Source organism: Bacillus sp. JNUCC-22 (genome assembly GCF_018861275.1).
Lineage (GTDB): Bacteria > Bacillota > Bacilli > Bacillales > Bacillaceae > Bacillus > Bacillus velezensis.
The window spans coordinates 135,667-162,500 of record NZ_CP076408.1; the positions used below are offsets into that span (position 1 = coordinate 135,667).

Sequence of the window (26,834 nt, forward strand, 5' to 3'; positions counted from 1 at the left end):
AGAAAACAGGCATATCCTTGATTAATCATGGTATCACCTGTATAATAATCAAAGTGTGAAAACCACAAGGTTCTTTAAATAAACCTTGCAACATGCGTCTATTTTCTGTATAATAGTGTATGTTGGTCTTTGACTGCGATGAAGTGAGAGGTTGCTGACACACCCGGCCGCTTTGCCATGGCAAGGTGATCAGGTTTTTCTCACGGAGAACTGTCTAACGTGATGTAGGCGAAAAGGAGGGAAAATAATGGCAAAACAAAAAATTCGTATTCGTTTAAAAGCATATGATCATAGAATCCTTGATCAATCTGCAGAGAAGATTGTTGAAACGGCAAAACGTTCTGGTGCCAGCGTATCTGGTCCGATTCCGTTGCCAACTGAAAAATCAGTTTACACAATCCTTCGTGCGGTGCACAAATACAAAGATTCTCGTGAGCAATTTGAAATGCGTACACATAAACGTTTAATCGACATTGTGAACCCAACACCACAAACTGTTGATGCTCTCATGCGATTAGACTTACCATCTGGTGTCGATATCGAAATCAAACTTTAATTCTAAAATATAGAATGATCTTAATAGGAGGTGTGACGAATGACCAAAGGAATCTTAGGAAGAAAAATTGGTATGACGCAAGTATTCGCAGAGAACGGTGATCTTATCCCGGTAACTGTTATTGAAGCAGCTCCAAACGTTGTTCTTCAAAAGAAAACAGCTGAAAACGATGGCTATGAAGCGATCCAGCTTGGTTTTGACGATAAGCGTGAAAAGCTTTCAAACAAACCGGAAAAAGGACACGTTGCAAAAGCGGAAACTGCTCCTAAGCGCTTCGTTAAAGAATTACGCGGCGTGGATATGGATGCGTATGAAATTGGTCAGGAAGTCAAGGTTGAAATTTTCTCTGCAGGAGAAATCGTAGATGTAACAGGAGTATCTAAAGGTAAAGGTTTCCAAGGTGCAATCAAGCGTCACGGACAATCTCGCGGACCTATGTCTCACGGGTCACGCTACCACCGTCGTCCTGGTTCAATGGGACCTGTAGATCCTAACCGTGTATTCAAAGGTAAACTATTACCTGGACGCATGGGCGGAGATCAAATCACTGTCCAAAACCTTGAAATCGTAAAAGTAGATGCTGAGCGCAATCTTCTTTTGATTAAAGGTAACGTACCTGGTGCGAGAAAAACTTTAATCACTGTTAAAAGTGCTGTTAAATCTAAATAAGTCTCTTAGGAAAGGAGGAAATTGATCATGCCAAAAGTAGCATTATACAACCAAAACGGTTCTACTGCTGGTGATATCGAATTAAACGCGTCTGTATTTGGAATTGAGCCAAATGAGAGCGTAGTATTCGACGCTATTCTTATGCAAAGAGCTTCCTTACGTCAAGGATCTCACAAAGTAAAAAATCGTTCTGAAGTACGCGGCGGAGGTCGCAAACCATGGCGTCAAAAAGGTACAGGTCGTGCCCGTCAAGGTTCAATCCGTTCACCGCAATGGCGCGGAGGTGGTGTCGTATTCGGCCCAACACCACGCAGCTATTCTTACAAATTACCTAAAAAAGTTCGCCGCTTGGCAATCAAATCAGTATTGTCTTCTAAAGTGAACGACAACAACATTATTGTTCTTGAAGATCTTACTCTTGATACGGTTAAAACAAAAGAAATGGCAGCTATCCTTAAAGGATTATCTGTTGAGAAAAAAGCTTTAATCGTAACTGCGGATGCAAACGAAGCAGTATCTCTTTCTGCACGCAACATCCCTGGAGTTACAGTTGTTCAAGCTAACGGAATCAACGTGTTAGACGTTGTCAACCACGAGAAGCTTCTGATTACAAAAGCTGCGGTTGAAAAAGTAGAGGAGGTGCTTGCATAATGAAAGATCCTCGTGATGTTCTTAAGCGCCCCGTCATTACTGAACGTTCTGCTGATTTAATGACTGAAAAAAAATATACTTTTGAAGTTGATGTAAGAGCTAACAAAACAGAAGTGAAAGATGCAGTTGAAAGTATCTTTGGAGTGAAAGTTGACAAAGTCAACATCATGAACTACAAAGGGAAATCAAAACGTGTCGGCCGCTACACTGGTATGACTAGCCGTCGCAGAAAAGCGATCGTAAAACTTACTGCAGACAGCAAAGAAATCGAAATTTTTGAAGCTTAATTATCTGTAAAAAGAAGGAGGGAAATTCAAAATGGCGATTAAAAAGTATAAACCGACCTCTAACGGACGTCGTGGCATGACAACTTCAGATTTTGCTGAAATCACGACTGACCAGCCGGAAAAATCCTTGCTTGCGCCCCTTCACAAAAAAGGCGGACGTAACAACCAAGGTAAATTGACTGTACGTCACCAAGGTGGCGGACACAAACGCCAATACCGTGTTATCGACTTCAAACGCGATAAAGATGGTATACCTGGACGCGTTGCTACAGTTGAGTACGATCCAAACCGTTCAGCTAACATTGCACTAATCAACTATGTAGACGGAGAAAAACGTTACATTCTTGCACCAAAAGGAATTCAAGTAGGTACTGAAATCATGTCCGGCCCTGAAGCTGACATCAAAGTAGGTAACGCACTTCCGCTTATCAACATCCCTGTTGGTACAGTTGTGCATAACATTGAATTAAAACCTGGTAAAGGCGGACAGCTTGTACGTTCAGCTGGTACATCTGCTCAGGTTCTTGGTAAAGAAGGCAAATACGTTCTTGTACGTCTTAACTCTGGTGAAGTTCGCATGATCCTTTCTGCTTGCCGCGCTTCTATCGGTCAAGTAGGTAACGAGCAGCACGAACTTATCAACGTTGGTAAAGCAGGACGCTCTCGCTGGAAAGGCATCCGCCCTACAGTCCGCGGTTCTGTAATGAACCCTAACGATCACCCGCACGGTGGTGGTGAAGGTCGCGCGCCAATCGGACGTAAATCACCAATGTCTCCTTGGGGCAAACCGACTCTTGGATTCAAGACACGTAAGAAAAAGAACAAATCTGATAAATTTATCGTACGTCGTCGTAAAAATAAATAACGGGGTTGTCTACGGTTCATTTCGGACCGTAGTGCAATCACGAAGGGAGGTTCCAAAATGGCTCGCAGCTTGAAAAAAGGACCATTTGTCGATGGACACTTGATGACAAAAATCGAGAAATTAAATGAAACGGACAAGAAACAAGTTGTAAAAACTTGGTCTCGCCGTTCAACTATTTTCCCACAATTTATCGGTCACACTATCGCAGTATATGACGGACGTAAACACGTGCCTGTATTCATTTCTGAAGACATGGTAGGCCACAAGTTGGGCGAATTCGCACCGACTCGTACTTACAAAGGCCACGCCAGTGACGATAAAAAAACAAGACGCTAAGAGAGGAGGCTTTTAAATGCAAGCTAAAGCTGTTGCAAGAACAGTCCGTATTGCTCCTCGTAAAGCACGTCTAGTAATGGACCTGATTCGAGGTAAGCAAGTAGGCGAAGCAGTATCTATCCTTAACTTAACTCCGAGAGCTGCTTCTCCGATCATCGAAAAAGTTTTAAAATCTGCTATCGCAAATGCTGAGCACAACTACGAGATGGACGCTAACAATCTGGTTATTTCTCAGGCATTTGTTGACGAAGGCCCAACGTTAAAAAGATTCCGCCCGCGTGCTATGGGACGTGCGAGCCAAATCAACAAACGTACGAGCCACATTACAATCGTTGTATCAGAAAAGAAGGAGGGATAAGTAGTGGGTCAAAAGGTAAATCCAGTCGGTCTTCGTATCGGAGTCATTCGTGATTGGGAATCTAAGTGGTACGCTGGTAAAGATTACGCTGACTTCCTGCACGAAGATTTAAAAATTCGTGAATTCATTAGCAAACGCCTTTCTGACGCTTCTGTTTCTAAAGTAGAAATCGAGCGCGCAGCAAACCGCGTTAACATTACGATCCACACTGCTAAGCCTGGTATGGTAATCGGTAAAGGCGGATCTGAAGTTGAAGCACTTCGTAAAGCCCTTAACAGCCTTACTGGCAAGCGTGTACACATTAACATTCTTGAAATCAAAAGAGCAGATCTTGATGCACAGCTTGTAGCTGACAACATCGCTCGTCAACTAGAAAACCGTATTTCTTTCCGCCGTGCGCAGAAACAACAAATCCAACGCACTATGCGTGCTGGAGCACAAGGTGTGAAAACAATGGTTTCCGGCCGTCTTGGCGGAGCTGACATTGCTCGTTCTGAATACTACAGTGAAGGAACTGTTCCATTGCACACTTTACGTGCTGACATCGACTATGCAACATCTGAAGCTGACACAACTTACGGTAAGCTTGGTGTAAAAGTCTGGATCTATCGTGGAGAGGTTCTTCCTACTAAGAAGAAAACTGAGGAAGGAGGAAAATAATATGTTATTACCAAAACGCGTTAAATATCGCAGAGAGCATCGCGGAAAAATGCGCGGTCGCGCTAAAGGCGGTACTGAAGTACATTTTGGTGAGTACGGTATCCAGGCTCTTGAAGCTTCTTGGATCACGAACCGCCAAATCGAAGCTGCACGTATTGCGATGACTCGTTACATGAAACGTGGCGGTAAAGTTTGGATTAAAATTTTCCCTTCAAAACCTTACACTGCTAAACCGCTTGAGGTACGGATGGGTTCCGGTAAAGGGGCTCCTGAAGGCTGGGTAGCTGTTGTAAAACCGGGCAAAGTTTTATTTGAAATTTCTGGTGTGTCTGAAGAGGTAGCTCGTGAAGCTCTTCGTCTTGCATCTCACAAATTGCCAATTAAAACGAAGTTCGTAAAACGTGAAGAAATTGGTGGTGAATCAAATGAAAGCTAATGAAATTCGTGACCTTACCACTGCTGAAATTGAACAAAAAGTAAAGTCTCTTAAAGAAGAACTTTTCAATCTTCGCTTTCAATTAGCGACAGGACAACTTGAAAATACTGCTCGCATTCGTGAAGTGCGCAAAGCTATCGCGCGCATGAAAACTGTGATTCGTGAAAGAGAAATTGCTGCCAACAAATAATCACTGAGGGGAGGTCGTGAGCATGAGCGAACGTAACCAACGCAAAGTTTACCAAGGCCGTGTTGTTTCTGACAAAATGGATAAAACCATCACTGTTGTTGTTGAAACATACAAAAAGGATCCTATTTACGGTAAACGCGTAAAATACTCGAAGAAATTCAAAGCACATGATGAAAATAACCAAGCTAAAATCGGAGACATCGTAAAGATCATGGAAACTCGTCCATTATCTGCAACTAAGCGTTTTCGTCTAGTAGAAGTTGTCGAAGAAGCTGTTATTATCTAATAAAGTTCGGAATTCTTTTTCCGAAGGGAGGTAACAAATAATGATTCAACAAGAGACTCGTTTAAAAGTTGCTGACAACTCCGGTGCGCGTGAGGTACTTACTATTAAAGTTCTTGGCGGTTCTGGACGTAAAACGGCTAACATTGGTGATGTAATTGTTTGCACGGTTAAACAAGCAACACCAGGAGGCGTTGTCAAAAAAGGTGAAGTCGTAAGAGCTGTTATCGTTCGCACAAAAAGCGGAGCACGCAGAACTGACGGATCATACATCAGCTTCGATGAGAATGCATGTGTTATCATCCGTGACGACAAGAGCCCGCGTGGAACTCGTATCTTCGGACCGGTTGCCCGTGAATTACGTGAAAACAACTTCATGAAAATTGTTTCTCTGGCTCCAGAAGTTATCTAATGAAATAAATGCCTTACTCAAGGAGGTGCGATCAGGATGCATGTGAAAAAAGGCGATAAAGTAATGGTTATCTCTGGTAAAGATAAAGGCAAACAAGGTACGATCCTTGCTGCTTTCCCTAAAAAGGACCGCGTTCTAGTTGAGGGCGTAAACATGGTGAAGAAGCACTCTAAACCAACTCAAGCAAACCCTCAAGGCGGTATTTCTAATCAAGAGGCGCCAATTCATGTATCAAACGTTATGCCGCTCGATCCTAAAACAGGTGAAGTGACTCGCGTAGGATACAAAGTGGAAGATGGCAAAAAAGTTCGTGTTGCAAAAAAATCTGGGCAAGTCTTAGATAAATAGTATTTAAAGGAAGGGAGGTCTATCTCATGAACCGCCTTAAAGAAAAGTACAATAAAGAAATTTCACCTGCTTTAATGACGAAGTTCAACTACGACTCTGTTATGCAGGTGCCAAAAATCGAAAAAATCGTAATCAACATGGGTGTTGGTGATGCTGTTCAAAACGCGAAAGCAATCGACAGTGCTGTTGAAGAATTAACGTTTATCGCAGGTCAAAAACCTGTCGTTACTCGTGCGAAGAAATCAATTGCTGGATTCCGTCTTCGTGAGGGAATGCCTATCGGTGCGAAAGTAACTCTTCGCGGAGAGCGCATGTATGATTTCCTTGATAAACTTATTTCTGTATCTTTACCGCGTGTGCGTGACTTCCGCGGGATTTCTAAGAAATCTTTCGACGGTCGCGGAAACTACACTCTTGGTATCAAAGAACAGTTAATCTTCCCTGAAATTGACTACGATAAAGTAACAAAGGTTCGCGGAATGGACATCGTTATCGTAACGACTGCTAACTCTGACGAAGAGGCTCGTGAGCTATTAACTCAAGTAGGTATGCCGTTCCAGAAATAATCAATGAAAGGGAGGCGAAATCGTGGCTAAAAAGTCAATGATTGCGAAACAACAACGTACACCAAAGTTTAAAGTGCAAGAGTACACTCGCTGTGAACGCTGCGGACGTCCGCACTCAGTCATTCGTAAATTTAAACTTTGCCGTATTTGTTTCCGTGAGCTTGCATATAAAGGACAAATTCCTGGCGTGAAAAAAGCCAGCTGGTAATCCCCAAGAATGGGAAGGAGGTAATTATATAATGGTTATGACAGATCCAATTGCAGATATGCTGACTCGTATTCGCAATGCAAACATGGTACGTCATGAGAAGCTTGAAATTCCTGCTTCTAAATTGAAAAGAGAAATTGCTGACATTTTAAAGCGTGAAGGTTTCATTCGTGACGTTGAGTTCGTAGAAGACAGCAAACAAGGTATCATCCGCGTTTTCTTGAAATACGGACAAAACAACGAGCGCGTTATCACTGGTCTTAAAAGAATCAGCAAACCAGGTTTGCGTGTATACGCTAAATCAAATGAAGTACCTCGCGTACTTAACGGTCTTGGAATCGCGATTATTTCTACATCACAAGGTGTTTTAACGGACAAAGAAGCCCGTGCAAAACAAGCTGGTGGAGAAGTTCTAGCATACGTTTGGTAAGAAGTTTAACAAGAATGGAGGTGTTTTAGTATGTCTCGTGTAGGAAAAAAACTGCTTGAGATCCCTTCTGGAGTTACAGTAACGCTGAACGAAGGCAACACTGTAGCTGTAAAAGGACCAAAAGGAGAATTAACTCGTACTTTCCATCCTGATATGGAAATCAAAATTGAGGACAACGTGCTTACAGTTACTCGTCCTTCTGATCACAAAGAGCACCGTGCGCTGCATGGTACGACTCGCAGTCTGCTTGGAAACATGGTTGAAGGCGTATCTAAAGGATTTGAAAGAGGTTTGGAATTAGTCGGTGTCGGTTATCGTGCGGCTAAATCCGGAAACAAACTTGTTTTAAACGTTGGATACTCTCACCCTGTTGAGATCGTTCCTGAAGAGGGCATCGAAATCGAAGTTCCTTCTCAAACTAAAGTAGTTGTAAAAGGTACAGACAAAGAGCGTGTAGGAGCTATCGCTGCTAACATCCGCGCTGTACGTTCTCCAGAGCCTTACAAAGGTAAAGGAATCCGCTACGAAGGTGAAGTTGTTCGCCGTAAAGAAGGTAAATCTGCTAAGTAAGACCGCTTAAAGTGAAGAAAGGAGTGACCTAAGGATGATTACGAAAACTAGCAAAAATGCTGCTCGTCAAAAAAGACATGCCCGTGTTCGTGCTAAACTTTCAGGCACAGCTGAAAGACCTCGTCTGAATGTGTTCCGTTCAAACAAACACATTTATGCTCAAATCATCGATGATGTAAATGGCGTTACACTTGCTAGTGCCTCTACACTCGATAAAGATTTGAACGTGGAAAGCACTGGTGACAGCGCTGCTGCTGCTAAAGTCGGTGAACTCGTTGCGAAACGCGCTTCTGAGAAAGGTGTTTCTGACGTAGTATTTGACCGCGGCGGATACTTATACCATGGACGTGTAAAAGCTCTGGCCGATGCAGCTCGTGAAGCCGGACTGAAATTTTAATAAAAAAAGGAGGGACACATGATTATGCGTCGTATTGACCCAAGCAAATTAGAGTTAGAAGAACGCTTAGTTACGGTTAACCGCGTAGCGAAAGTTGTTAAAGGTGGTCGTCGTTTCCGTTTCGCAGCTCTAGTCGTTGTCGGTGACAAAAACGGTCACGTAGGTTTCGGTACTGGTAAAGCACAAGAAGTACCTGAAGCAATCCGCAAAGCTGTTGAAGATGCGAAAAAGAATTTGATTGAAGTACCAATGGTTGGAACTACGATTCCACACGAAATCATCGGACGTTTCGGTGCAGGCAATATCTTGTTGAAACCTGCTTCTGAAGGTACTGGAGTTATCGCTGGAGGCCCTGTACGTGCGGTACTTGAGCTTGCTGGCGTTGCTGATATCCTTTCTAAGTCTCTAGGTTCTAACACACCGATCAACATGATCCGTGCAACACTTCAAGGTTTAAGTGAGCTTAAACGTGCCGAAGAGGTTGCGAAGCTTCGTGGAAAATCTGTAGAAGAACTGTTAGGATAAGGAGGGAACATTAATGGCTAAATTAGAAATTACCCTCAAACGCAGTGTAATCGGTCGCCCGGAAGATCAGCGCGTTACTGTAAGAACACTTGGTTTAAAGAAAACAAACCAAACTGTCGTTCATGAAGATAACGCTGCGATCCGCGGTATGATTAATAAAGTATCTCATCTAGTTTCTGTTAAAGAACAATAAAAATAAATTATAGGCTAAGGAGGTGTCCTAATGAAACTTCATGAATTAAAGCCTTCAGAAGGTTCACGTAAAGTACGCAATCGCGTAGGTCGTGGTATTGGTTCTGGTAACGGTAAAACAGCTGGTAAAGGTCACAAAGGTCAAAACGCTCGTTCTGGCGGCGGTGTACGCCCTGGATTCGAGGGGGGACAAATGCCTTTATTCCAACGTCTTCCTAAACGCGGTTTTACAAACATCAACCGTAAGGAATACGCTATTGTGAACGTAGACAAATTGAACGGTTTTGCGGAAGGAACGGAAGTCACTCCTGAACTTCTTCTTGAGACTGGTGTTATTAGCAAACTTAATGCAGGAGTAAAGATTCTTGGCAACGGTAAATTAGAGAAAAAATTAACTGTAAAAGCCAATAAATTCTCTGCTTCTGCGAAAGAAGCTGTTGAAGCTGCTGGCGGTACAGCTGAGGTGATCTAACTTGTTTAAGACAATCTCCAACTTTATGCGTGTGAGTGATATTCGGAATAAAATCATTTTTACATTACTCATGCTTATCGTCTTTCGCATAGGTGCGTTTATCCCTGTGCCATATGTAAATGCTCAGGCGTTGCAGACACAAAGTTCGATGGGGGTTTTTGATCTCCTTAATACATTTGGCGGCGGTGCGCTTTATCAGTTCTCCATTTTTGCGATGGGAATTACGCCTTACATCACTGCTTCAATCATCATTCAGCTGCTTCAGATGGATGTTGTGCCGAAGTTTACCGAGTGGTCTAAACAAGGTGAAGTCGGCCGCCGTAAATTAGCTCAGTTCACGAGATATTTTACGATTGTGCTTGGTTTTATCCAGGCATTAGGTATGTCTTACGGGTTTAACAACCTGGCAAACGGTATGCTGATTGAAAAATCCGGCATATCGACATATCTGATTATTGCTTTAGTACTCACTGGAGGAACTGCTTTTTTAATGTGGCTGGGAGAACAAATTACTTCCAATGGAGTAGGTAACGGAATTTCGATCATCATCTTCGCGGGGATTGTGGCTAGTATTCCGAAAACTGTTGGGCAGATTTATGAGACTCAATTTGTCGGCAGCAGCGATCAGCTGTTTATTCATATTGTAAAAATCGCTTTACTGGTGATTGCGATTTTGGCCGTTATTGTTGGTGTTATTTTCATTCAGCAGGCCGTACGCAAAATCGCGATTCAATATGCAAAAGGGCAAGGTCGTTCACCTGTTGGCGGAGGCCAGTCAACTCACCTTCCGCTTAAAGTGAATCCTGCAGGGGTTATTCCGGTAATCTTTGCGGTTGCGTTTCTTATTACGCCGCGTACTATCGCGTCATTTTTCGGAGAAAACAATGTGACAAAGTGGATTCAAGCCAACTTTGACAATACACATCCGGTGGGCATGGCGGTTTATGTCGCATTAATTATCGCCTTTACGTACTTCTATGCTTTTGTGCAGGTAAACCCTGAACAAATGGCTGATAACCTAAAAAAACAGGGTGGCTATATCCCGGGGGTTCGTCCAGGGAAAATGACTCAAGATAGAATTACGAGCATTTTGTATCGACTTACGTTTGTGGGTTCTATATTCTTAGCCGTGATTTCCATTCTTCCTATCTTTTTCATTCAATTCGCTGGATTGCCTCAAAGTGCACAGATTGGCGGAACATCATTGTTAATTGTCGTCGGGGTAGCCTTGGAGACAATGAAGCAGCTGGAGAGCCAGTTAGTGAAACGTAATTACCGAGGATTTATGAAAAATTAGAGGACTGGTTTTAACCATTCCTCTAAATAAGAGAGGACGGGGGAAATCCGAATGAACTTAGTCTTAATGGGACTTCCTGGAGCCGGTAAAGGCACACAGGGAGAACGAATTGTTGAGGATTATGGGATACCTCATATCTCAACGGGAGATATGTTCCGTGCTGCTATGAAAGAAGAAACACCACTCGGACTCGAAGCAAAGTCTTATATTGATAAAGGCGAGCTCGTACCGGACGAAGTCACAATCGGCATTGTCAAAGAAAGACTCGGCAAAGATGATTGTGAAAGAGGTTTTCTTCTGGACGGATTTCCGCGAACAGTCGCTCAGGCTGAAGCTCTTGAAAACATTCTTGAGGAATACGGCAAGCCGATTGATTATGTCATTAACATTAAAGTAGACAAAGACTCTTTAATGGAACGTTTGACTGGACGCAGAATTTGCAGTGTTTGCGGCACAACCTATCATTTGGTTTTCAATCCGCCGAAAACGCCGGGTGTTTGTGATAAAGACGGAGGAGACCTTTATCAACGGGCAGATGATAATGAGGAAACCGTCTCAAAACGGCTTGAGGTCAACATGAAGCAGACTCAGCCTTTACTCGATTTTTATTCTGAGAAAGGGTATCTTGTCAACGTCAATGGCCAGCAGGACATTAACGACGTGTACAAAGATGTGAAAGAGCTTCTTGGAGGATTGAGCAAATGATTATCTGTAAGACCCCTCGTGAGCTTGGCATCATGCGGGAAGCAGGGCGAATCGTGGCTTTGACTCATGAAGAGATGAAAAAGCACATTAAACCAGGAATCTCGACAAAAGAATTGGATCAAATTGCCGAACGTTTTATTGAGAAGCAGGGTGCAATCCCATCTTTTAAGGGGTATAATGGGTTTCGCGGGAGCATCTGTGTATCAGTTAATGAAGAACTCGTTCACGGAATTCCCGGTAAAAGGGTTTTGCGTGACGGTGACATTATCAGCATTGATATCGGTGCTAAATTAAATGGTTATCATGGTGACTCTGCTTGGACATATCCGGTAGGAAACATCAGTGATGATGATAAACGACTGCTGGAAGTAACAGAGGAGTCTTTATATAAAGGCTTGAAGGAAGCAAAACCAGGTGAACGTTTGTCGAATATTTCCCACGCAATACAAACGTATGTCGAAAATGAGCAGTTTTCAGTTGTTAGGGAGTATGTCGGACATGGTGTTGGTCAAGACTTGCATGAGGATCCGCAAATTCCTCATTACGGTCCGCCAAACAAAGGACCTAGGCTGAAGCCTGGTATGGTTCTCGCTATAGAACCGATGGTTAACGCTGGCAGCCGATATGTGAAAACATTGGCTGATAACTGGACGGTTGTAACGGTAGATGGGAAAAAGTGTGCTCATTTTGAACATACGATTGCGATTACGGAAACGGGTTTTGATATACTGACAAAAGTCTAGATGATGAAATGAATTCCATGACATATGTTTTTCATTCCGCACCTGGGCAGATTGTAGGTTTACAATTGGTCGGAAGAAAAACCGGCTAGCTGCTGTCATCGGAATGAAGATTCATCATCGTGTACTAAAGCAGACGGAGAAAAGCGTACATTTCATTCTCCTTAGAAAAAGAATATCAATCATTCACCCTTTATGATTGCGTATCTCCGGAAGTTCAGAACAGTATAAACGAAACAGGGCGTGTGACAAACGGATAACTGAGATTTTCTCTTTTGAAATTTGTCAGAGAGCAAGTTACTGATTTGAAGAAGGGAGAACACTTGAATGGCGAAAGACGATGTAATTGAAGTGGAAGGTACGATTGTCGAAACACTGCCAAACGCGATGTTCAAAGTTGAACTCGAAAATGGCCATACGGTTTTGGCTCACGTATCTGGTAAAATCCGCATGCACTTCATTCGCATTTTACCTGGAGACAAAGTTACGGTAGAATTATCTCCATATGACTTAACTCGTGGCAGGATTACGTACCGTTACAAATAAAGCACTCCGGAAACTGAAGGAGGTTGGAAACACATGAAAGTGAGACCATCAGTTAAACCAATCTGCGAGAAATGTAAAGTTATTCGCAGAAAAGGAAAAGTAATGGTGATCTGTGAAAATCCAAAGCATAAACAAAAACAAGGATAATTAATAAGGAGGTGCCCAGAGAATGGCTCGTATTGCTGGTGTAGATATCCCACGTGACAAACGTGTTGTTATTTCTTTAACATATGTCTTCGGAATTGGCCGCACAACGGCTCAGCAAGTCTTGAAAGAGGCTGGTGTTTCTGAAGATACTCGTGTGCGTGATCTTACTGAAGAAGAACTTGGTAAAATCCGTGATGTTATTGACAAACTGAAAGTAGAAGGTGACCTTCGCCGTGAAGTTTCTCTTAACATCAAGCGTCTGATCGAAATCGGAAGCTACCGCGGAATCCGCCATCGCAGAGGTTTGCCTGTTCGCGGACAAAACTCTAAAAACAATGCGCGTACTCGTAAAGGTCCGCGTCGTACTGTAGCTAACAAGAAAAAATAAGTAAGGGAGGTACCTAAACAATGGCTGCTGCTCGTAAACAAAACACGCGTAAACGTCGCGTGAAAAAGAATATTGAGTCAGGAATCGCTCATATTCGTTCAACTTTCAACAACACGATCGTTACGATCACTGATACTCATGGTAATGCTCTTTCTTGGTCAAGTGCCGGAGCTCTAGGATTCAGAGGTTCTCGTAAATCTACTCCTTTTGCTGCGCAAATGGCTGCTGAAACAGCTGCTAAAGGTTCAATCGAACACGGACTTAAAACTCTTGAAGTAACTGTTAAAGGACCAGGTTCTGGCCGTGAAGCTGCAATCCGTGCTTTACAAGCTGCCGGACTTGAAGTTACAGCTATCAGAGACGTAACTCCTGTTCCTCATAATGGATGCCGTCCACCAAAACGTCGCCGCGTGTAATTTGTTTGTATAGATTTTGTGTCCCTGTCAATAATGGGTTATGATACAGTTATTTATGAAACGAATGCACCGACTCGTTGCCTGAGCACATACGGGACTAAACAATGGGGAATTTCGGATGGAATCTCATATGATTCTATTCGAGGTTTCGACGTTTTGAAGGAGGGTTTTAAGTAATGATCGAGATTGAAAAACCAAAAATCGAAACGGTTGAAATCAGCGACGATGCCAAATTTGGTAAGTTTGTCGTAGAGCCGCTTGAGCGTGGATATGGTACAACTCTGGGTAACTCCTTACGTCGTATCCTCTTATCCTCACTCCCTGGTGCCGCTGTAACATCGATCCAGATAGATGGTGTACTGCACGAATTCTCGACAATCGAAGGCGTTGTGGAAGATGTTACAACGATAATCTTGCACATTAAAAAGCTTGCATTGAAAATCTACTCTGATGAAGAGAAGACGCTTGAAATTGATGTACAGGGCGAAGGAACTGTCACAGCAGCTGATATTACACACGACAGCGATGTTGAAATCCTTAATCCGGATCTTCATATCGCGACTCTTGGTGAGAATGCGAGTTTCCGAGTTCGCCTTACTGCACAAAGAGGACGTGGGTATACACCTGCTGATTCGAACAAAAGAGACGATCAGCCAATCGGCGTGATTCCGATCGATTCAATCTTTACGCCAGTTTCTCGTTTATCTTATCAGGTAGAAAACACTCGTGTAGGCCAGGTTGCAAACTATGACAAACTTACACTTGATGTTTGGACTGACGGAAGCACTGGACCGAAGGAAGCAATTGCTCTCGGTTCAAAGATTTTAACTGAACACCTTAATATATTCGTTGGTTTAACTGACGAAGCTCAGCATGCTGAAATCATGGTTGAAAAAGAAGAGGATCAAAAAGAAAAAGTTCTTGAAATGACGATTGAGGAACTTGACCTTTCTGTCCGTTCTTACAACTGCTTGAAGCGTGCGGGCATTAACACGGTTCAAGAACTTGCGAACAAGACGGAAGAAGATATGATGAAAGTTCGCAACCTGGGACGCAAATCACTTGAAGAAGTGAAAGCGAAACTAGAAGAACTTGGACTCGGCCTTCGCAAAGACGATTGATCTAGTTTCCATGTGAACTAGGATTTTCGTGTGTTTTTTATTTAGAAACAGCATTCCATTAAAGGAGGGGACATCACATGTCATACAGAAAACTAGGACGTACGAGTTCACAGCGTAAAGCTATGCTTCGTGATCTTACAACAGATTTGATCATCAACGAAAGAATTGAAACAACTGAAACACGTGCGAAAGAACTTCGCTCTGTTGTTGAAAAGATGATCACTCTTGGTAAGCGCGGTGACTTGCATGCTCGTCGTCAAGCTGCTGCATACATTCGCAACGAGGTTGCTAATGAGGAAAATAACCAAGATGCACTTCAAAAATTGTTCTCTGACATTGCAACTCGTTACGAGGAGCGCCAAGGCGGATACACACGTATTATGAAGCTTGGTCCTCGCCGTGGTGACGGTGCACCAATGGCAATCATCGAATTGGTTTAATCACATATTTTTGTGTATCTAAAGAAGGGCGGGACAGTTTCTAACTGGATCTATGCCCTTTTTTTAGATATCAGAACTTTTTATCATGAAACAGAAAAGCAGAGCTATAGCTGAGAGGAGGTCAGGCGCCCGTGGATCAAAAACAGCTTATATCCGTAAAAGACATTCTATTCCGCTACCGCAAAGATGCAGAAAGACCGGCGCTGGACGGTGTGAGTCTGGAGGTATACGAAGGAGAATGGCTTGCTATCGTAGGCCACAACGGTTCAGGGAAGTCGACTTTGGCCAGAGCGCTGAACGGACTGATTTTGCCTGAGGCCGGAGAAATTGAAGTCGGCGGCATCAAACTGACTGAGGATACCGTGTGGGATGTGCGAAAAAAAATAGGGATGGTCTTTCAGAATCCCGATAACCAATTTGTCGGAACGACTGTTCGCGATGATGTGGCTTTTGGTTTAGAAAACAATGGTGTTCCGCGCGAAGAAATGATTGAGAGAGTAGATTGGGCTGTCACACAAGTCAATATGCAGGATTTTCTTGATCAAGAGCCGCACCATCTCTCCGGAGGTCAAAAACAAAGAGTGGCGATCGCGGGGATTATTGCCGCGCGTCCTGATATTATGATTTTGGATGAAGCGACATCCATGCTTGACCCGATTGGGAGAGAAGAAGTCCTTGATACTGTCAGACGCTTAAAAGATCAGGGCATGGCCACCGTCATTTCGATAACACATGACCTGGAAGAAGCCGCAAGGGCGGACAGGATCATTGTGATGAACGGCGGCAGGAAATATGCAGAGGGCACGCCTGAAGAGATTTTTAAATTAAACGAAGACTTGGTTCGCATCGGTCTTGATTTGCCTTTCTCATTCCAGCTCAGCCTGCTTTTGAAAGAAAGCGGACTGGCGTTAACGAAAAACCATCTGACTCAGGAAGGGCTGGTGAGTGAGCTGTGGACATTAAAATCAAAGATGTAGAACACCGCTATCAAATGAAAACACCGTTTGAACGGCTTGCTCTGTATGATATCAATGCCGTAATAAAAGAGGGCAGCTACGTTGCCGTCATCGGGCATACAGGGTCGGGCAAATCGACGCTCCTGCAGCATTTAAACGGTTTGCTGAAACCGACTAAAGGACAGCTTGAACTCGGGAGCACGATTCTGGCAGCCGGTAAAAAGAATAAAGACCTTAAGACTTTGCGAAAAAAAGTCGGAATCGTTTTCCAATTTCCCGAACATCAGCTGTTTGAAGAGACTGTGCTGAAGGACATCGCATTCGGACCGATGAATTTCGGTGTAAAAAAAGAAGACGCTGAACGGAAAGCAAAAGAAATGCTGGGGCTTGTAGGCCTTCCGGAAGACATTTTGGATCGTTCACCATTTGAGCTCAGCGGCGGCCAGATGCGCAGAGTGGCGATTGCCGGCGTTCTCGCGATGGAGCCGGAAGTGCTGGTTTTGGATGAACCGACGGCTGGTCTTGATCCGAGAGGGCGCCAGGACATTATGGACATGTTCTATGCGCTTCATCAGCGGGGAAACCTGACAACCGTTCTCGTCACCCACAGTATGGAGGACGCCGCCCGTTATGCCGACGAGATGATCGTCATGCACAAAGGAACCATTAAAGCGACGGGGAGTCCGCGTGACTTGTTTGTAAAAGGTGAAGAGATGTCCGAAATGGGCCTGGACCTTCCTGAATCGGTAAAGTTTCAGAGACGGCTTGAGGCGGCTCTCGGCGTCAAGTATGAGAAACCCATGCTGACCCTGCAGGATGCCGCCAGTGAAATTAAGGCTTTCTTTCAGGAGGAAAAGGACCAATGATGGACAGCATGATTATCGGAAAGTATGTTCCCGGATCATCGCTTATTCACCGATTGGACCCGAGAACAAAACTTGTCAGCATCTTTCTTTTTGTATGTATCGTTTTTTTGGCAAACAACGTACAGACGTACGCTTTGCTCGGTTTGTTTACATTCGGGGTGATTGCCTTAACGCGCGTGCCGTTCAGCTTTTTGCTGAAGGGACTTAAGCCGATTATCTGGATTGTGGCGTTTACCTTTTTATTACACATTTTCATGACGCATGAAGGATCAGTCATTTTTCAGCTTGGCTGGTTTAAAGTGTATGAGGGCGGACTTATACAGGGTATTTTTATCTCCCTCCGTTTCGTTTACCTTATCTTTATGACGACGCTGCTGACGCTGACAACAACGCCGATTGAAATAACAGATGGAATGGAGCAGTTGCTGAATCCTTTTAAAAAGGTGAAGCTGCCCGTACACGAACTCGCATTGATGATGTCGATATCATTGAGATTTATCCCGACATTGATGGAAGAGACAGATAAAATCATGAAGGCGCAAATGGCGAGGGGTGCGGACTTTACAAGCGGCCCGGTGAAAGACAGAATCAAAGCGGTTGTTCCGCTGCTTGTCCCGCTGTTTGTCAGCGCCTTTAAACGCGCGGAAGAGCTCGCGGTCGCCATGGAGGCGAGAGGCTACCAGGGCGGTGAGGGGAGAACGAAATACAGAAAGCTTGTCTGGACCGGAAAGGATACCGGAGCTATTCTGCTCATCATGGTATTAGCCGTGTTATTGTTTTTCTTAAGAAGTTAGAGGTGCTGCTGAATGAGAGTGAAATGTACCATTGCTTATGACGGGCATTTATTTAACGGATATCAGGTTCAGCCTGGAAAGCGGACCGTTCAAAGTGAATTGGAAAAAGCGCTGGCCGTCATCCATAAAACGGACGGCAGAGTGCCTGTGTACTCATCCGGCCGCACGGACAGCGATGTTCATGCTGCCGGGCAGGTCATTCATTTTGATACGCCGCTGTCCATCCCGGCTGAGAAATGGCCGTTTGCGCTCAATGCCCTGCTGCCTGATGATATTGCCGTCAAAACAGCAGAGATTGCGGATGATGGGTTCCATGCACGATTTAGCGCAGTCCAAAAGGAATATCGCTACATTGTATATACGGAGAAACACCCGGACGTATTTAAACGATATTACGCTTACCATTTTGCATATCAGCTTAATGTGCAGAAAATGAGGGAAGCTTCAAGGCACCTCATCGGGACACATGATTTCACAAGCTTTTGCGCGGCTGATACCGCGGTTCAGGATAAGGTCAGAACGATTTACGAGCTGGATTGGACTGAGACCGGAGACGGCCTTCAGATGCGGATCACCGGTAACGGTTTTCTCTATAATATGGTCAGAATCATTGCCGGAACGTTATTGGATACAGGAGCTGGAAAATTTTCTCCCGATGATGTAAAAGCAATGCTCGAAGCGAAAGATCGCGAAGCCGCGGGGCGTACCGCACCGGGGCACGGGCTGTATTTATGGAGCGTTTGCTATGACAACTAAACCAGGTGTAACATTTTCTTGACAGAGTCTGCATAAAGTTATAAGATATCATATGGTATGTATTTCAACCCCACGATAAGCCCCGGAACTTATTGTGTTGTGAAATAGAACGTAATCGAAGATTATTGAAAATGACAGATCATTTAGGAGGGAAATTCAATGCGTACAACACCTATGGCTAACGCAAGTACTATTGAACGCAAGTGGTTAGTTGTTGATGCAGCAGGCAAGACTTTAGGACGTCTTTCTACAGAAGTTGCATCTATCCTTCGCGGGAAACACAAACCGACTTACACACCGCACGTTGATACTGGAGATCATGTGATCATCATCAACGCTGAAAAAATCGAGTTAACTGGTAAAAAGTTAACTGACAAAATCTACTACCGTCACACTCAACATCCAGGCGGATTAAAATCAAGAACTGCTCTTGAAATGCGTACAAACTACCCTGAGAAAATGCTTGAGCTTGCTATCAAAGGCATGCTTCCAAAAGGTTCTCTAGGTCGTCAAATGTTCAAGAAATTGAACGTATACCGTGGTTCTGAGCATCCACATGAAGCACAAAAACCTGAAGTTTACGAACTTCGCGGTTAATTAAAAAGGAGGTTACCAATTTGGCACAGGTTCAATATTACGGTACTGGCCGTCGTAAAAGTTCTGTAGCGCGTGTGCGCTTAGTTCCAGGAGAAGGTCGTATCGTCGTTAATAATCGTGAAATCAGCGAGCACATTCCATCTCCAGCCCTAATCGAAGATATCAAACAACCATTAACTTTAACTGAAACAGCTGGTACTTATGATGTTTTAGTAAACGTACATGGAGGCGGCTTATCTGGTCAAGCTGGAGCAATCCGTCATGGTATCGCTCGTGCTTTGCTTGAAGCAGATCCAGAATACCGTGCAACACTTAAACGTGCTGGTCTTCTGACTCGTGACGCTCGTATGAAAGAACGTAAAAAATACGGTCTTAAAGGCGCTCGTCGTGCACCTCAGTTCTCAAAACGTTAATCGTTTTGGATGGCAAAAACCACAACTTCTTGGTTGTGGTTTTTTTGTATTTTTTTCTCATATTCAAGAGGTTATCCGATGTTTTTCTAGAATTGTTTGTTATACTCTATTCATTACCAATAAGGAGCGCAGTTATAATGAATAAGTTAGTCATACATAACAGCAAGGCATGGGATAAAAAAGTCGAAACAGGCAATGAATGGACGGTTGCGGTTGATTCTCATACGATTGGTGAAGCGAAAAAAGGCAATTGGAGCATCAGAATGACCCCCGGAAAAGATGTGCCGGCGGGTTGGTTTCCGCCCATAGACGGTCTGAAGGTTCTTTGTCTCGCTTCAGGAGGAGGACAGCAAGGGCCGGTCCTTGCTGCTGCAGGAGCGGACGTGACCATCTTTGACAATTCGGAAAAACAGCTTGCGCAAGACAGAATGGTTGCCGAGCGGGACGATCTTACGCTTCGGACTGTCAAAGGCAGCATGAATGATCTGAGCTGTTTTGATGATGAGTCATTTGATTTTATCGTGCACCCGGTATCGAATTGCTTTGTTGATACGGTTCTTCCGGTATGGAAAGAAGCTCATCGCGTATTGAAAAAAGGCGGGTCTTTAGTCTCCGGTTTTGTAAATCCCGTCGTGTTCTTATTTGATATGGATTTAGAGCAGGAAGGTGTACTCAAAGTAAAGTATTCCATTCCGTTTTCGGATGAAAAAGACCTGAGTAAGAAAAAGGTAAAGGAACTTATTGATAATCATGAAGCGCTTGAATTCGGTCATACGCTGGAGGATCAAATTAAAGGTCAGATTGACGCAGGCTTCATGGTTGCCGGTTTTTACGAGGACAAAGGCGGCCTCGTGCTGGATGAATACATTAATACATACTCCGTAACAAGAAGCATTAAAATATAAAAACGGCATCCCGTCAGAGGTGCTGTTTTTTTGCGGCTTTTTCCTGCGGACGGCTGATCACATTAGCCGAAACCGGTTCTATTCCAATTTCTCTGGCCCAAACCGACAGTTGTCCCATATGGTGAATCTCATGCGCAAGGATGTGGCGGAGAATATCTTCTTTAGGAAAGGTTTGGTCCATCCAGTCCGGCTTAACAAGATCCGGTCCTTTGAGGGAGACCGCATGAATGACATCCTCCCGATACTGTTCAGACAGCTTTCTGAGATCCTGAATGCTCGTATAGTCAGACTCAGCAGGTAAAACATCATCTTTACCTAAAATGGCACGAGCCCAGCTGATCTCGACATCAATGATATGAAATAAAGTCCGCAAGATGCTCTCCATTCCGCCCGTCCGGGTTTTCGTCAGTTCCTCCCGGCTCAGCTTTTCACATATCATAAACCACTCGTCACGCACCGTCCAATTGTATTGAAACAGCTTTTTCATCACGTCACCTCAGCTCTTTATTCTTCCAGTTAACATATAACTCCTTCATTTGGGAGGATTTCCACTATCAACAAAGCATGCTTTTTCCCTTTTCCTTTCAAAATAACAGTAAAAAGGAGCGTGGCTGGCAATGGCAGAAGTATTATCTTTTTCAGACGTGAAACGGCAGAAGGATTTTGAGCTTGAGAAGAGTTTACTAAAGGAGCTGTCACTGACGCAGATCATTCAGTCCGTAAAAGCATGTCTTACCCCTTTGTTTCCCTTTCTTCAAGACGAAAACGGCATTCTGAGTGAAGGGTGCATAGATTTTGCAATTGAAGCGTATTTATTAGGCGGCCGGTTCGGCGTCTTTGGCTATTATGGTGAGTCTATGCAGAGGGCAAACGCTCGTTCGGCTGAGGAAGAGGAAGAACTGACGGTCGATTTTTTTGAATATCTTTGCAATTGGACGCATGAGCAATATTCTTCCGTTAAACAAAAAGAAATCTATGAAGCGTCCTGCCGGTTTATCAACAGCTGGTGGACGGAAGGATTTCTGCAAAGAGAAAAACAATGTAAGCTCCGCATGAGGTAATCATAATTTCTTCCCTTGTCCCATACTTATTAATAACGGGGACAAGCGGGAGGGAAAGGTATGACAAAAAAGCTGAAATGGCTCGGTTTTTTACTTGGCTTTATCATATTATTGTGTTTATTCCGGTTTCAATTCCAAAATGATGATTCCTGGCGGCCGTGGAGTCTGCCGCTGAGCGGGAAAATCATCTATCTCGATCCGGGGCACGGCGGGCCGGACGGAGGCGCCACGGGAGGCAGTCACCTTGAAAAGGACATTACTCTCGAAGTGGCCTCCAGGGTAAGAGACTATTTGCAGGAGCAGGGAGCTTTGGTCATTATGACGCGGGAGACGGATACTGATTTAGCTCCTGAAGGGACGAAAGGCTACAGCAGACGCAAAGCGGAAGATCTGAGAAAGCGCGTGGAAATCATCAACCGTTCAGAGGCGGAGCTTTATATCAGCATTCATCTGAACGCCATACCGTCACCGAGATGGAGCGGCGCCCAAAGCTTCTACTATGGAAAATACGAAGAAAATGAAAAAGTGGCAAAATATATACAGGACGAATTGAGAATCAATTTGGAGAATACAACGAGAAAGGCGAAACGGATACACGGCATTTACTTAATGCAGAATGTAACCAAACCGGGCGCGCTGGTGGAAATCGGATTTCTGTCCAATCCCGCGGAAGCGAAAAGGCTCGGTCAGCCCAAATATCAGGACAAAATCGCTTCTTCCGTGTATAAGGGCGTATTGAGATATTTTACAGAGAAAGGAGACCCTCCCGAGTAAGGAGGGTTTTTCGCCGATTCTATGTTTAATATATGGTATAATACCATTTGTAAACGAATACACAAAGGGTGAGGGTTCGATGATAAGAGAAGATGAAGTAAGAAATATAGTCGGAAACATGCGCGAACCTTTTCTTCATAGACCGCTGGGAGAATTGGATGCCATTAAAGAAGTAAAGATCAAGCCGGAAAAACGGCATGTCAGTGTAAAAATTGCATTGGCAAAAACGGGGACGGCTGAACAGATGGGCATTCAGCAGGAAATCGTATCCGTTCTGAAAGAAGCGGGTGCGGAAACTGTGGGACTGCGGTTTGAAGAGCTGCCGGAAGAAACATTGGCGAAATTCAGCCCGCCGGCTGCTGAAAGCGAAACCCTGCTGAATAGGAAACACCCGCCGGTCTTTCTTGCGGTGGCAAGCGGAAAAGGCGGTGTCGGCAAATCAACGGTTTCCGTCAATCTGGCCATTTCTCTTGCGCGGCTCGGAAAAAAAGTCGGCTTGATTGACGCGGATATATACGGATTCAGCGTGCCGGACATGATGGGTATTACAGTTCGCCCCACAGTAGAAGGAGAAAAACTGCTTCCTGTCGAAAGATTTGGAGTAAAGGTTATGTCGATGGGCTTTTTCGTCGAAGAAAACGCTCCGGTTGTGTGGAGAGGGCCGATGCTGGGCAAGATGCTGAATAACTTCTTCCATGAAGTTGACTGGGGAGAGGTTGACTATATCGTTCTTGATCTGCCGCCCGGCACGGGTGATGTGGCGCTCGATGTACACACGATGCTTCCGAGCTGCAAAGAGATTATCGTATCAACGCCGCACCCTACTGCCGCATTTGTAGCGGCGAGAGCGGGTTCTATGGCGATTAAGACCGATCATGAAGTTGTAGGGGTCATTGAAAATATGGCTTACTATGAAAGTGCAAAAACCGGCGAGAGAGAATATGTGTTCGGTCAAGGCGGGGGAGATAAGCTTGCAGAGGAATTGCAAGTGCCGCTGCTTGGCAGAATTCCTTTAAAACAGCCTGATTGGGACAAGGATCAGTTTGCGCCTTCTGTCTATGACAGAAGTCATCCGATCGGGGAAATTTATATGGGGATCGCCCAGAAAGTCATTGAAAAAACAGCTGAATAAAAAAGGGGCCGGGATCAACACGGCCCGGCCTTTTATTGGCTTTCTTTTTCAGAGCTTGAAGCCGCTTTTTTCAATTCATCCTCGAATTGCTTTTTGAAAAGCGGGCTGGAAAGTGTCTCTGTAATTACATCCTCTAAGTAACTGCGGAACTTTTGGCTTTTCACCAGCTCATAGTATTTTTTATCCATGCCGGGGTCCTGCATGATCTGCATAAAACTTTTCTGATAATCAGGGTCTTTCATCAGTTTTTTTATGATTTTTTCGTGCTCGGGCTGAAGAGTTTTTGCAAAGCTCTCGGCGAACTTTGAGTCTTCAAAGATGGTTTTCCAGAACTCCGCCCCTTTTTTAGAGGTGAGGGTTTTCTCTATTGTGCCTTTAATGGCATTTTGATCAATCACCAATGCCTCATTCATCGCATCATCATTTAATATTTCCTTAATTGCTTTTTTTCCATCATCTGTCTTTAATATATCAACAACCATTTTTTTAGTCTGGTCATAATCCATATCCGCTGCTTGGTCTTTTGGAGCACAAGCTGTTACAGATAATATAACAAAACAGCTTATCAATAGCGTTTTGGCTTTTGACATGCATAAGCTCCTTCCTTACTTGTACTTATTTTTAATATGATTCATCGGAATGGATTTATACATAACAAAATATCGCTGAACGCGATTGTCAGGGGGATGAATAAGAGATGAAAAGCCGCGGGCTTGTTCGATTTTTCTTTTCGATTTTAGCTGTGGGCGCTCTTATTACAAGCGTCGTGGGATTTGCTCTGAAGTGGGGGGAGTACAAGGGGTTCTTTCTGAATTTTGAGGCCGGTCAGATTTTCTCCGTTCTGATCTGGTTTATCGGGGTAGGCATGATTTTCAGTGTGATCAGCCAGATGGGATTCTTCGTATTTCTGACGGTGCACCGGTTTGCCCTTGAAATTCTCAGATCAAGCTCGCTTTGGAATCTGCTTCAGCTGTTTATCATTCTGTTTGTCGCTTTTGATTTAATGTACGTCAGATTTTTGTTTTTCGGAGAGCGGGATGACTCGATTGCGGGGTTTGTCTGGCTGCCGCTGACTCTGCTTGCCGTCGGCCTGTTGACGGCGTATATAAAACAAAAGCAGTCCTCAAAAAATACGTTCGTTTCATCATTATTTTTAATGGTCGTTATTACAGCGCTTGAATGGGTTCCTGCGCTACGAGTGAATAATGAGGACTGGCTTTATTTGATGCTGATTCCGCTGATGGGCTGCAATGCGTTTCAGCTGTTAATGCTGCCGAAGTTTGCCCAGAGGTAGTTATTTCACTTCTGATGACTTGACGTCAGTATTTGCGATCAGGTCGCCGACGGTCACGTTTTTCAGTTCTTTTTGCTTTAAATTGTGAATAATGGCGGGGAGCGCTTCTTCAGTCTGTGTTGCTGAATCAGAGGCGTGCAGCAGGACAATGTCGCCGCCTTTTATATGACTGTTTACATTTTCAATGATTTTATCAGGACCGGGATTTGTCCAATCCTGCGAGTTAACGCTGTAATGAACCACTGAATAGTGGTACTGCTGTGCAATGGTAAGAACCTTTTTATTAAATTGTCCGGTCGGCGGGCGGAGTAAATGAACATTCTTTACACCCAGCTTTTTAAATGCGGTCTGAGCCCGGAGGATATCTTTTTTGATTTCATTGTCCTCTAGGTTGGTATAATTCTTATACGCATATCCCATGCTGCCGATTTGATGTCCGTCTTTTACCATACGTTCAACTGTGTCCGGGTGCCGTTCCGCCCAAGAAGCTGACAGAAAAAAAGTGGCGTTTTTAATACCGTTTGCTTTTAGCGCGTTCAGAATAGGAACTGCTTTCTCGTCGCCCCAGCTGATATCGAATGTTAATGCGACTTCGCCCGCTTTCGTTTCCCCTTTTGAAATAGCCTTCGGGCCGCTATCAGTTAAAAATACAGGAAGGGGGACGGCTCTCTGTATATAAAAAAAGCTGGCTGCTGCAAATGCGGCAATGATAATAATAAGCAGCTGTTTTATCCTTCTGATGTGCCACACGTAGAAGTGATTCACTGATGACGCCTCCTTATCTTGTCCATGCTTGATTACATCGTATGCTGCGGCGGAGATGAATATAACGAAATACGTTTTAAAAAAATGAAAAAAACACTTGCTAAATTTAAAGAATGCATGGTATATTATTAAACGTCGCTGATGAACAGCAGACAACAACAAAAAGCTTCGGAAATAACTTAAAAAAAGTTGTTGACATAAAAGAAGCTGAGTGGTAAGATAATAAAGCTGCTTCAACAAGCAGTAATGATCTTTGAAAACTAAACAAGACAAAACGTACCTGTTAATTCAAAGTTTTAAATAAATCGCACAGCGATGTGCGTAGTCAGTCAAACTACTTTATCGGAGAGTTTGATCCTGGCTCAGGACGAACGCTGGCGGCGTGCCTAATACATGCAAGTCGAGCGGACAGATGGGAGCTTGCTCCCTGATGTTAGCGGCGGACGGGTGAGTAACACGTGGGTAACCTGCCTGTAAGACTGGGATAACTCCGGGAAACCGGGGCTAATACCGGATCGTTGTTTGAACCGCATGGTTCAGACATAAAAGGTGGCTTCGGCTACCACTTACAGATGGACCCGCGGCGCATTAGCTAGTTGGTGAGGTAACGGCTCACCAAGGCGACGATGCGTAGCCGACCTGAGAGGGTGATCGGCCACACTGGGACTGAGACACGGCCCAGACTCCTACGGGAGGCAGCAGTAGGGAATCTTCCGCAATGGACGAAAGTCTGACGGAGCAACGCCGCGTGAGTGATGAAGGTTTTCGGATCGTAAAGCTCTGTTGTTAGGGAAGAACAAGTGCCGTTCGAATAGGGCGGCACCTTGACGGTACCTAACCAGAAAGCCACGGCTAACTACGTGCCAGCAGCCGCGGTAATACGTAGGTGGCAAGCGTTGTCCGGAATTATTGGGCGTAAAGGGCTCGCAGGCGGTTTCTTAAGTCTGATGTGAAAGCCCCCGGCTCAACCGGGGAGGGTCATTGGAAACTGGGGAACTTGAGTGCAGAAGAGGAGAGTGGAATTCCACGTGTAGCGGTGAAATGCGTAGAGATGTGGAGGAACACCAGTGGCGAAGGCGACTCTCTGGTCTGTAACTGACGCTGAGGAGCGAAAGCGTGGGGAGCGAACAGGATTAGATACCCTGGTAGTCCACGCCGTAAACGATGAGTGCTAAGTGTTAGGGGGTTTCCGCCCCTTAGTGCTGCAGCTAACGCATTAAGCACTCCGCCTGGGGAGTACGGTCGCAAGACTGAAACTCAAAGGAATTGACGGGGGCCCGCACAAGCGGTGGAGCATGTGGTTTAATTCG

At 44.4% G+C, this 26,834-nt stretch carries 44 protein-coding genes, 1 rRNA gene and 1 pseudogene (1 of these 46 running past the window's edge); 43 read left to right on the forward strand and 3 right to left on the reverse strand.

Features of this window, described 5'->3' with window-relative positions:
• Positions 1–247: 247 nt before the first annotated feature.
• The 38 genes and pseudogenes from rpsJ (at position 248) to JNUCC22_RS00905 (ending at position 20,498) form a co-directional block, all read left to right on the forward strand.
• A complete protein-coding gene (gene rpsJ, locus JNUCC22_RS00725; protein ID WP_003156464.1) occupies positions 248–556 on the forward strand; it encodes a 30S ribosomal protein S10 in 309 nt (102 codons plus the stop codon).
• Between the two features lie 39 nt (positions 557–595).
• Positions 596–1,225, forward strand: coding sequence for a 50S ribosomal protein L3 (rplC, locus tag JNUCC22_RS00730; protein WP_007410402.1), 630 nt, complete (start codon positions 596–598; stop codon positions 1,223–1,225).
• Between the two features lie 27 nt (positions 1,226–1,252).
• Positions 1,253–1,876 carry a 50S ribosomal protein L4 gene (gene rplD / locus JNUCC22_RS00735; protein ID WP_007615239.1) on the forward strand — a complete coding sequence of 208 codons (624 nt, stop codon included), beginning with the start codon at positions 1,253–1,255 and terminating at the stop codon, positions 1,874–1,876.
• Positions 1,876–2,163, forward strand: a complete 288-nt coding sequence (rplW, locus tag JNUCC22_RS00740; protein WP_003156467.1) for a 50S ribosomal protein L23 — start codon at positions 1,876–1,878, stop codon at positions 2,161–2,163. Before rplD ends, rplW begins: the two co-directional genes overlap by 1 nt.
• Before the next feature lie 31 nt (positions 2,164–2,194).
• Positions 2,195–3,028, forward strand: coding sequence for a 50S ribosomal protein L2 (gene rplB, locus JNUCC22_RS00745; RefSeq protein WP_003156470.1), 834 nt, complete (start codon positions 2,195–2,197; stop codon positions 3,026–3,028).
• 57 nt (positions 3,029–3,085) lie between these two features.
• The gene (rpsS, locus tag JNUCC22_RS00750) at positions 3,086–3,364 is read left to right on the forward strand and encodes a 30S ribosomal protein S19 (RefSeq protein ID WP_003156472.1); all 279 of its coding nucleotides are present in this window, start codon (positions 3,086–3,088) and stop codon (positions 3,362–3,364) included.
• Between the two features lie 16 nt (positions 3,365–3,380).
• Positions 3,381–3,722: a 50S ribosomal protein L22 gene (gene rplV, locus JNUCC22_RS00755; RefSeq protein WP_003156475.1), complete on the forward strand. Its 342-nt coding sequence runs from the start codon at positions 3,381–3,383 to the stop codon at positions 3,720–3,722.
• A 3-nt stretch (positions 3,723–3,725) separates the two neighbouring features.
• Positions 3,726–4,382 (forward strand): 30S ribosomal protein S3, encoded by a 657-nt coding sequence (gene rpsC, locus JNUCC22_RS00760; protein WP_003156476.1) that lies wholly within the window; start codon positions 3,726–3,728, stop codon positions 4,380–4,382.
• Between the two features lies 1 nt (position 4,383).
• Positions 4,384–4,818: a 50S ribosomal protein L16 gene (gene rplP / locus JNUCC22_RS00765; protein ID WP_003156478.1), complete on the forward strand. Its 435-nt coding sequence runs from the start codon at positions 4,384–4,386 to the stop codon at positions 4,816–4,818.
• Positions 4,808–5,008, forward strand: coding sequence for a 50S ribosomal protein L29 (rpmC, locus tag JNUCC22_RS00770; RefSeq protein ID WP_003156482.1), 201 nt, complete (start codon positions 4,808–4,810; stop codon positions 5,006–5,008). Before rplP ends, rpmC begins: the two co-directional genes overlap by 11 nt.
• A 22-nt stretch (positions 5,009–5,030) precedes the next feature.
• Positions 5,031–5,294: a 30S ribosomal protein S17 gene (rpsQ, locus tag JNUCC22_RS00775; protein WP_003156484.1), complete on the forward strand. Its 264-nt coding sequence runs from the start codon at positions 5,031–5,033 to the stop codon at positions 5,292–5,294.
• 40 nt (positions 5,295–5,334) lie between these two features.
• On the forward strand, positions 5,335–5,703 hold the full coding sequence (rplN, locus tag JNUCC22_RS00780) for a 50S ribosomal protein L14 (RefSeq protein ID WP_007410404.1): 369 nt from the start codon (positions 5,335–5,337) through the stop codon (positions 5,701–5,703).
• 36 nt (positions 5,704–5,739) lie between these two features.
• Positions 5,740–6,051 (forward strand): 50S ribosomal protein L24, encoded by a 312-nt coding sequence (gene rplX / locus JNUCC22_RS00785; protein ID WP_003156486.1) that lies wholly within the window; start codon positions 5,740–5,742, stop codon positions 6,049–6,051.
• Between the two features lie 26 nt (positions 6,052–6,077).
• Positions 6,078–6,617 carry a 50S ribosomal protein L5 gene (rplE, locus tag JNUCC22_RS00790; RefSeq protein WP_003156487.1) on the forward strand — a complete coding sequence of 180 codons (540 nt, stop codon included), beginning with the start codon at positions 6,078–6,080 and terminating at the stop codon, positions 6,615–6,617.
• A gap of 22 nt (positions 6,618–6,639) precedes the next feature.
• On the forward strand, positions 6,640–6,825 hold the full coding sequence (rpsN, locus tag JNUCC22_RS00795; RefSeq protein ID WP_003156488.1) for a 30S ribosomal protein S14: 186 nt from the start codon (positions 6,640–6,642) through the stop codon (positions 6,823–6,825).
• 31 nt (positions 6,826–6,856) lie between these two features.
• On the forward strand, positions 6,857–7,255 hold the full coding sequence (rpsH, locus tag JNUCC22_RS00800) for a 30S ribosomal protein S8 (protein WP_003156489.1): 399 nt from the start codon (positions 6,857–6,859) through the stop codon (positions 7,253–7,255).
• Between the two features lie 30 nt (positions 7,256–7,285).
• Positions 7,286–7,825, forward strand: a complete 540-nt coding sequence (gene rplF, locus JNUCC22_RS00805) for a 50S ribosomal protein L6 (RefSeq protein ID WP_003156490.1) — start codon at positions 7,286–7,288, stop codon at positions 7,823–7,825.
• A gap of 34 nt (positions 7,826–7,859) precedes the next feature.
• Positions 7,860–8,222: a 50S ribosomal protein L18 gene (gene rplR, locus JNUCC22_RS00810; RefSeq protein ID WP_003156492.1), complete on the forward strand. Its 363-nt coding sequence runs from the start codon at positions 7,860–7,862 to the stop codon at positions 8,220–8,222.
• A gap of 24 nt (positions 8,223–8,246) precedes the next feature.
• Positions 8,247–8,747, forward strand: coding sequence for a 30S ribosomal protein S5 (rpsE, locus tag JNUCC22_RS00815; RefSeq protein WP_003156493.1), 501 nt, complete (start codon positions 8,247–8,249; stop codon positions 8,745–8,747).
• 13 nt (positions 8,748–8,760) lie between these two features.
• Positions 8,761–8,940: a 50S ribosomal protein L30 gene (gene rpmD, locus JNUCC22_RS00820; RefSeq protein ID WP_003156497.1), complete on the forward strand. Its 180-nt coding sequence runs from the start codon at positions 8,761–8,763 to the stop codon at positions 8,938–8,940.
• Between the two features lie 30 nt (positions 8,941–8,970).
• Positions 8,971–9,411: a 50S ribosomal protein L15 gene (gene rplO, locus JNUCC22_RS00825; RefSeq protein ID WP_003156499.1), complete on the forward strand. Its 441-nt coding sequence runs from the start codon at positions 8,971–8,973 to the stop codon at positions 9,409–9,411.
• A gap of 1 nt (position 9,412) precedes the next feature.
• Entirely contained in the window at positions 9,413–10,708 is a 1,296-nt protein-coding gene (gene secY, locus JNUCC22_RS00830; protein WP_007615246.1) for a preprotein translocase subunit SecY, read from the forward strand.
• Positions 10,709–10,759: 51 nt separating this feature from the next.
• Entirely contained in the window at positions 10,760–11,413 is a 654-nt protein-coding gene (locus JNUCC22_RS00835) for an adenylate kinase (protein ID WP_007410407.1), read from the forward strand.
• A complete protein-coding gene (map, locus tag JNUCC22_RS00840) occupies positions 11,410–12,156 on the forward strand; it encodes a type I methionyl aminopeptidase (RefSeq protein ID WP_007410408.1) in 747 nt (248 codons plus the stop codon). Before JNUCC22_RS00835 ends, map begins: the two co-directional genes overlap by 4 nt.
• Positions 12,157–12,178: 22 nt before the next feature.
• Positions 12,179–12,503 (forward strand): annotated as a pseudogene (locus tag JNUCC22_RS19420) (KOW domain-containing RNA-binding protein).
• On the forward strand, positions 12,481–12,699 hold the full coding sequence (gene infA, locus JNUCC22_RS00845; protein WP_003156508.1) for a translation initiation factor IF-1: 219 nt from the start codon (positions 12,481–12,483) through the stop codon (positions 12,697–12,699). The pseudogene JNUCC22_RS19420 and the gene infA overlap by 23 nt, the downstream one beginning before the upstream one ends.
• Positions 12,700–12,732: 33 nt before the next feature.
• Positions 12,733–12,846 (forward strand): 50S ribosomal protein L36, encoded by a 114-nt coding sequence (gene rpmJ / locus JNUCC22_RS00850; RefSeq protein WP_003156543.1) that lies wholly within the window; start codon positions 12,733–12,735, stop codon positions 12,844–12,846.
• Positions 12,847–12,868: 22 nt separating this feature from the next.
• Positions 12,869–13,234, forward strand: a complete 366-nt coding sequence (gene rpsM, locus JNUCC22_RS00855) for a 30S ribosomal protein S13 (RefSeq protein ID WP_003156545.1) — start codon at positions 12,869–12,871, stop codon at positions 13,232–13,234.
• A 20-nt stretch (positions 13,235–13,254) separates the two neighbouring features.
• Positions 13,255–13,650 carry a 30S ribosomal protein S11 gene (gene rpsK / locus JNUCC22_RS00860; RefSeq protein ID WP_007410409.1) on the forward strand — a complete coding sequence of 132 codons (396 nt, stop codon included), beginning with the start codon at positions 13,255–13,257 and terminating at the stop codon, positions 13,648–13,650.
• 176 nt (positions 13,651–13,826) lie between these two features.
• The gene (locus JNUCC22_RS00865; RefSeq protein ID WP_003156549.1) at positions 13,827–14,771 is read left to right on the forward strand and encodes a DNA-directed RNA polymerase subunit alpha; all 945 of its coding nucleotides are present in this window, start codon (positions 13,827–13,829) and stop codon (positions 14,769–14,771) included.
• Positions 14,772–14,848: 77 nt separating this feature from the next.
• Positions 14,849–15,211, forward strand: a complete 363-nt coding sequence (gene rplQ / locus JNUCC22_RS00870) for a 50S ribosomal protein L17 (protein WP_003156550.1) — start codon at positions 14,849–14,851, stop codon at positions 15,209–15,211.
• Positions 15,212–15,342: 131 nt separating this feature from the next.
• Entirely contained in the window at positions 15,343–16,188 is an 846-nt protein-coding gene (locus JNUCC22_RS00875; protein WP_216062044.1) for an energy-coupling factor ABC transporter ATP-binding protein, read from the forward strand.
• Entirely contained in the window at positions 16,164–17,033 is an 870-nt protein-coding gene (locus tag JNUCC22_RS00880; protein WP_082999145.1) for an energy-coupling factor ABC transporter ATP-binding protein, read from the forward strand. Before JNUCC22_RS00875 ends, JNUCC22_RS00880 begins: the two co-directional genes overlap by 25 nt.
• Positions 17,030–17,827, forward strand: a complete 798-nt coding sequence (locus tag JNUCC22_RS00885) for an energy-coupling factor transporter transmembrane component T family protein (protein ID WP_007410412.1) — start codon at positions 17,030–17,032, stop codon at positions 17,825–17,827. Before JNUCC22_RS00880 ends, JNUCC22_RS00885 begins: the two co-directional genes overlap by 4 nt.
• 12 nt (positions 17,828–17,839) lie before the next feature.
• Positions 17,840–18,583: a tRNA pseudouridine(38-40) synthase TruA gene (gene truA / locus JNUCC22_RS00890; protein ID WP_216062045.1), complete on the forward strand. Its 744-nt coding sequence runs from the start codon at positions 17,840–17,842 to the stop codon at positions 18,581–18,583.
• A 159-nt stretch (positions 18,584–18,742) separates the two neighbouring features.
• Complete coding sequence (gene rplM, locus JNUCC22_RS00895) at positions 18,743–19,180, forward strand: 50S ribosomal protein L13 (RefSeq protein WP_003225844.1); 438 nt, start codon at positions 18,743–18,745, stop codon at positions 19,178–19,180.
• Positions 19,181–19,200: 20 nt separating this feature from the next.
• Entirely contained in the window at positions 19,201–19,593 is a 393-nt protein-coding gene (rpsI, locus tag JNUCC22_RS00900) for a 30S ribosomal protein S9 (protein ID WP_003225846.1), read from the forward strand.
• Positions 19,594–19,730: 137 nt separating this feature from the next.
• A complete protein-coding gene (locus tag JNUCC22_RS00905) occupies positions 19,731–20,498 on the forward strand; it encodes a class I SAM-dependent methyltransferase (RefSeq protein ID WP_216062046.1) in 768 nt (255 codons plus the stop codon).
• Between the two features lie 13 nt (positions 20,499–20,511).
• Here JNUCC22_RS00905 and JNUCC22_RS00910 read toward each other — a convergent pair whose 3' ends face one another.
• Entirely contained in the window at positions 20,512–20,985 is a 474-nt protein-coding gene (locus tag JNUCC22_RS00910; RefSeq protein ID WP_044803070.1) for a DinB family protein, read from the reverse strand.
• A gap of 130 nt (positions 20,986–21,115) precedes the next feature.
• Between JNUCC22_RS00910 and JNUCC22_RS00915 the strand changes: the two genes are divergently transcribed.
• The 3 genes from JNUCC22_RS00915 (at position 21,116) to JNUCC22_RS00925 (ending at position 23,465) form a co-directional block, all read left to right on the forward strand.
• Complete coding sequence (locus JNUCC22_RS00915; protein WP_216062047.1) at positions 21,116–21,559, forward strand: DUF2521 family protein; 444 nt, start codon at positions 21,116–21,118, stop codon at positions 21,557–21,559.
• 60 nt (positions 21,560–21,619) lie between these two features.
• Positions 21,620–22,333 (forward strand): N-acetylmuramoyl-L-alanine amidase CwlD, encoded by a 714-nt coding sequence (gene cwlD / locus JNUCC22_RS00920; RefSeq protein WP_007615278.1) that lies wholly within the window; start codon positions 21,620–21,622, stop codon positions 22,331–22,333.
• Between the two features lie 79 nt (positions 22,334–22,412).
• Positions 22,413–23,465: an Mrp/NBP35 family ATP-binding protein gene (locus JNUCC22_RS00925; RefSeq protein WP_216062048.1), complete on the forward strand. Its 1,053-nt coding sequence runs from the start codon at positions 22,413–22,415 to the stop codon at positions 23,463–23,465.
• 32 nt (positions 23,466–23,497) lie between these two features.
• Here the strand turns inward: JNUCC22_RS00925 and gerD are convergent, their stop codons facing one another.
• Positions 23,498–24,055 (reverse strand): spore germination lipoprotein GerD, encoded by a 558-nt coding sequence (gene gerD / locus JNUCC22_RS00930; RefSeq protein WP_216062049.1) that lies wholly within the window; start codon positions 24,053–24,055, stop codon positions 23,498–23,500.
• A gap of 107 nt (positions 24,056–24,162) precedes the next feature.
• On the opposite strand from gerD, the gene kbaA reads away from it, so the two are divergent.
• Positions 24,163–24,759, forward strand: coding sequence for a KinB-signaling pathway activation protein (gene kbaA, locus JNUCC22_RS00935; protein WP_044803073.1), 597 nt, complete (start codon positions 24,163–24,165; stop codon positions 24,757–24,759).
• Here the strand turns inward: kbaA and pdaB are convergent, their stop codons facing one another.
• Positions 24,760–25,524 (reverse strand): polysaccharide deacetylase family sporulation protein PdaB, encoded by a 765-nt coding sequence (pdaB, locus tag JNUCC22_RS00940; protein ID WP_216062050.1) that lies wholly within the window; start codon positions 25,522–25,524, stop codon positions 24,760–24,762.
• A 339-nt stretch (positions 25,525–25,863) separates the two neighbouring features.
• On the opposite strand from pdaB, the gene JNUCC22_RS00945 reads away from it, so the two are divergent.
• Positions 25,864–26,834 (forward strand): 16S ribosomal RNA (locus JNUCC22_RS00945); it runs 579 nt beyond the window's last position.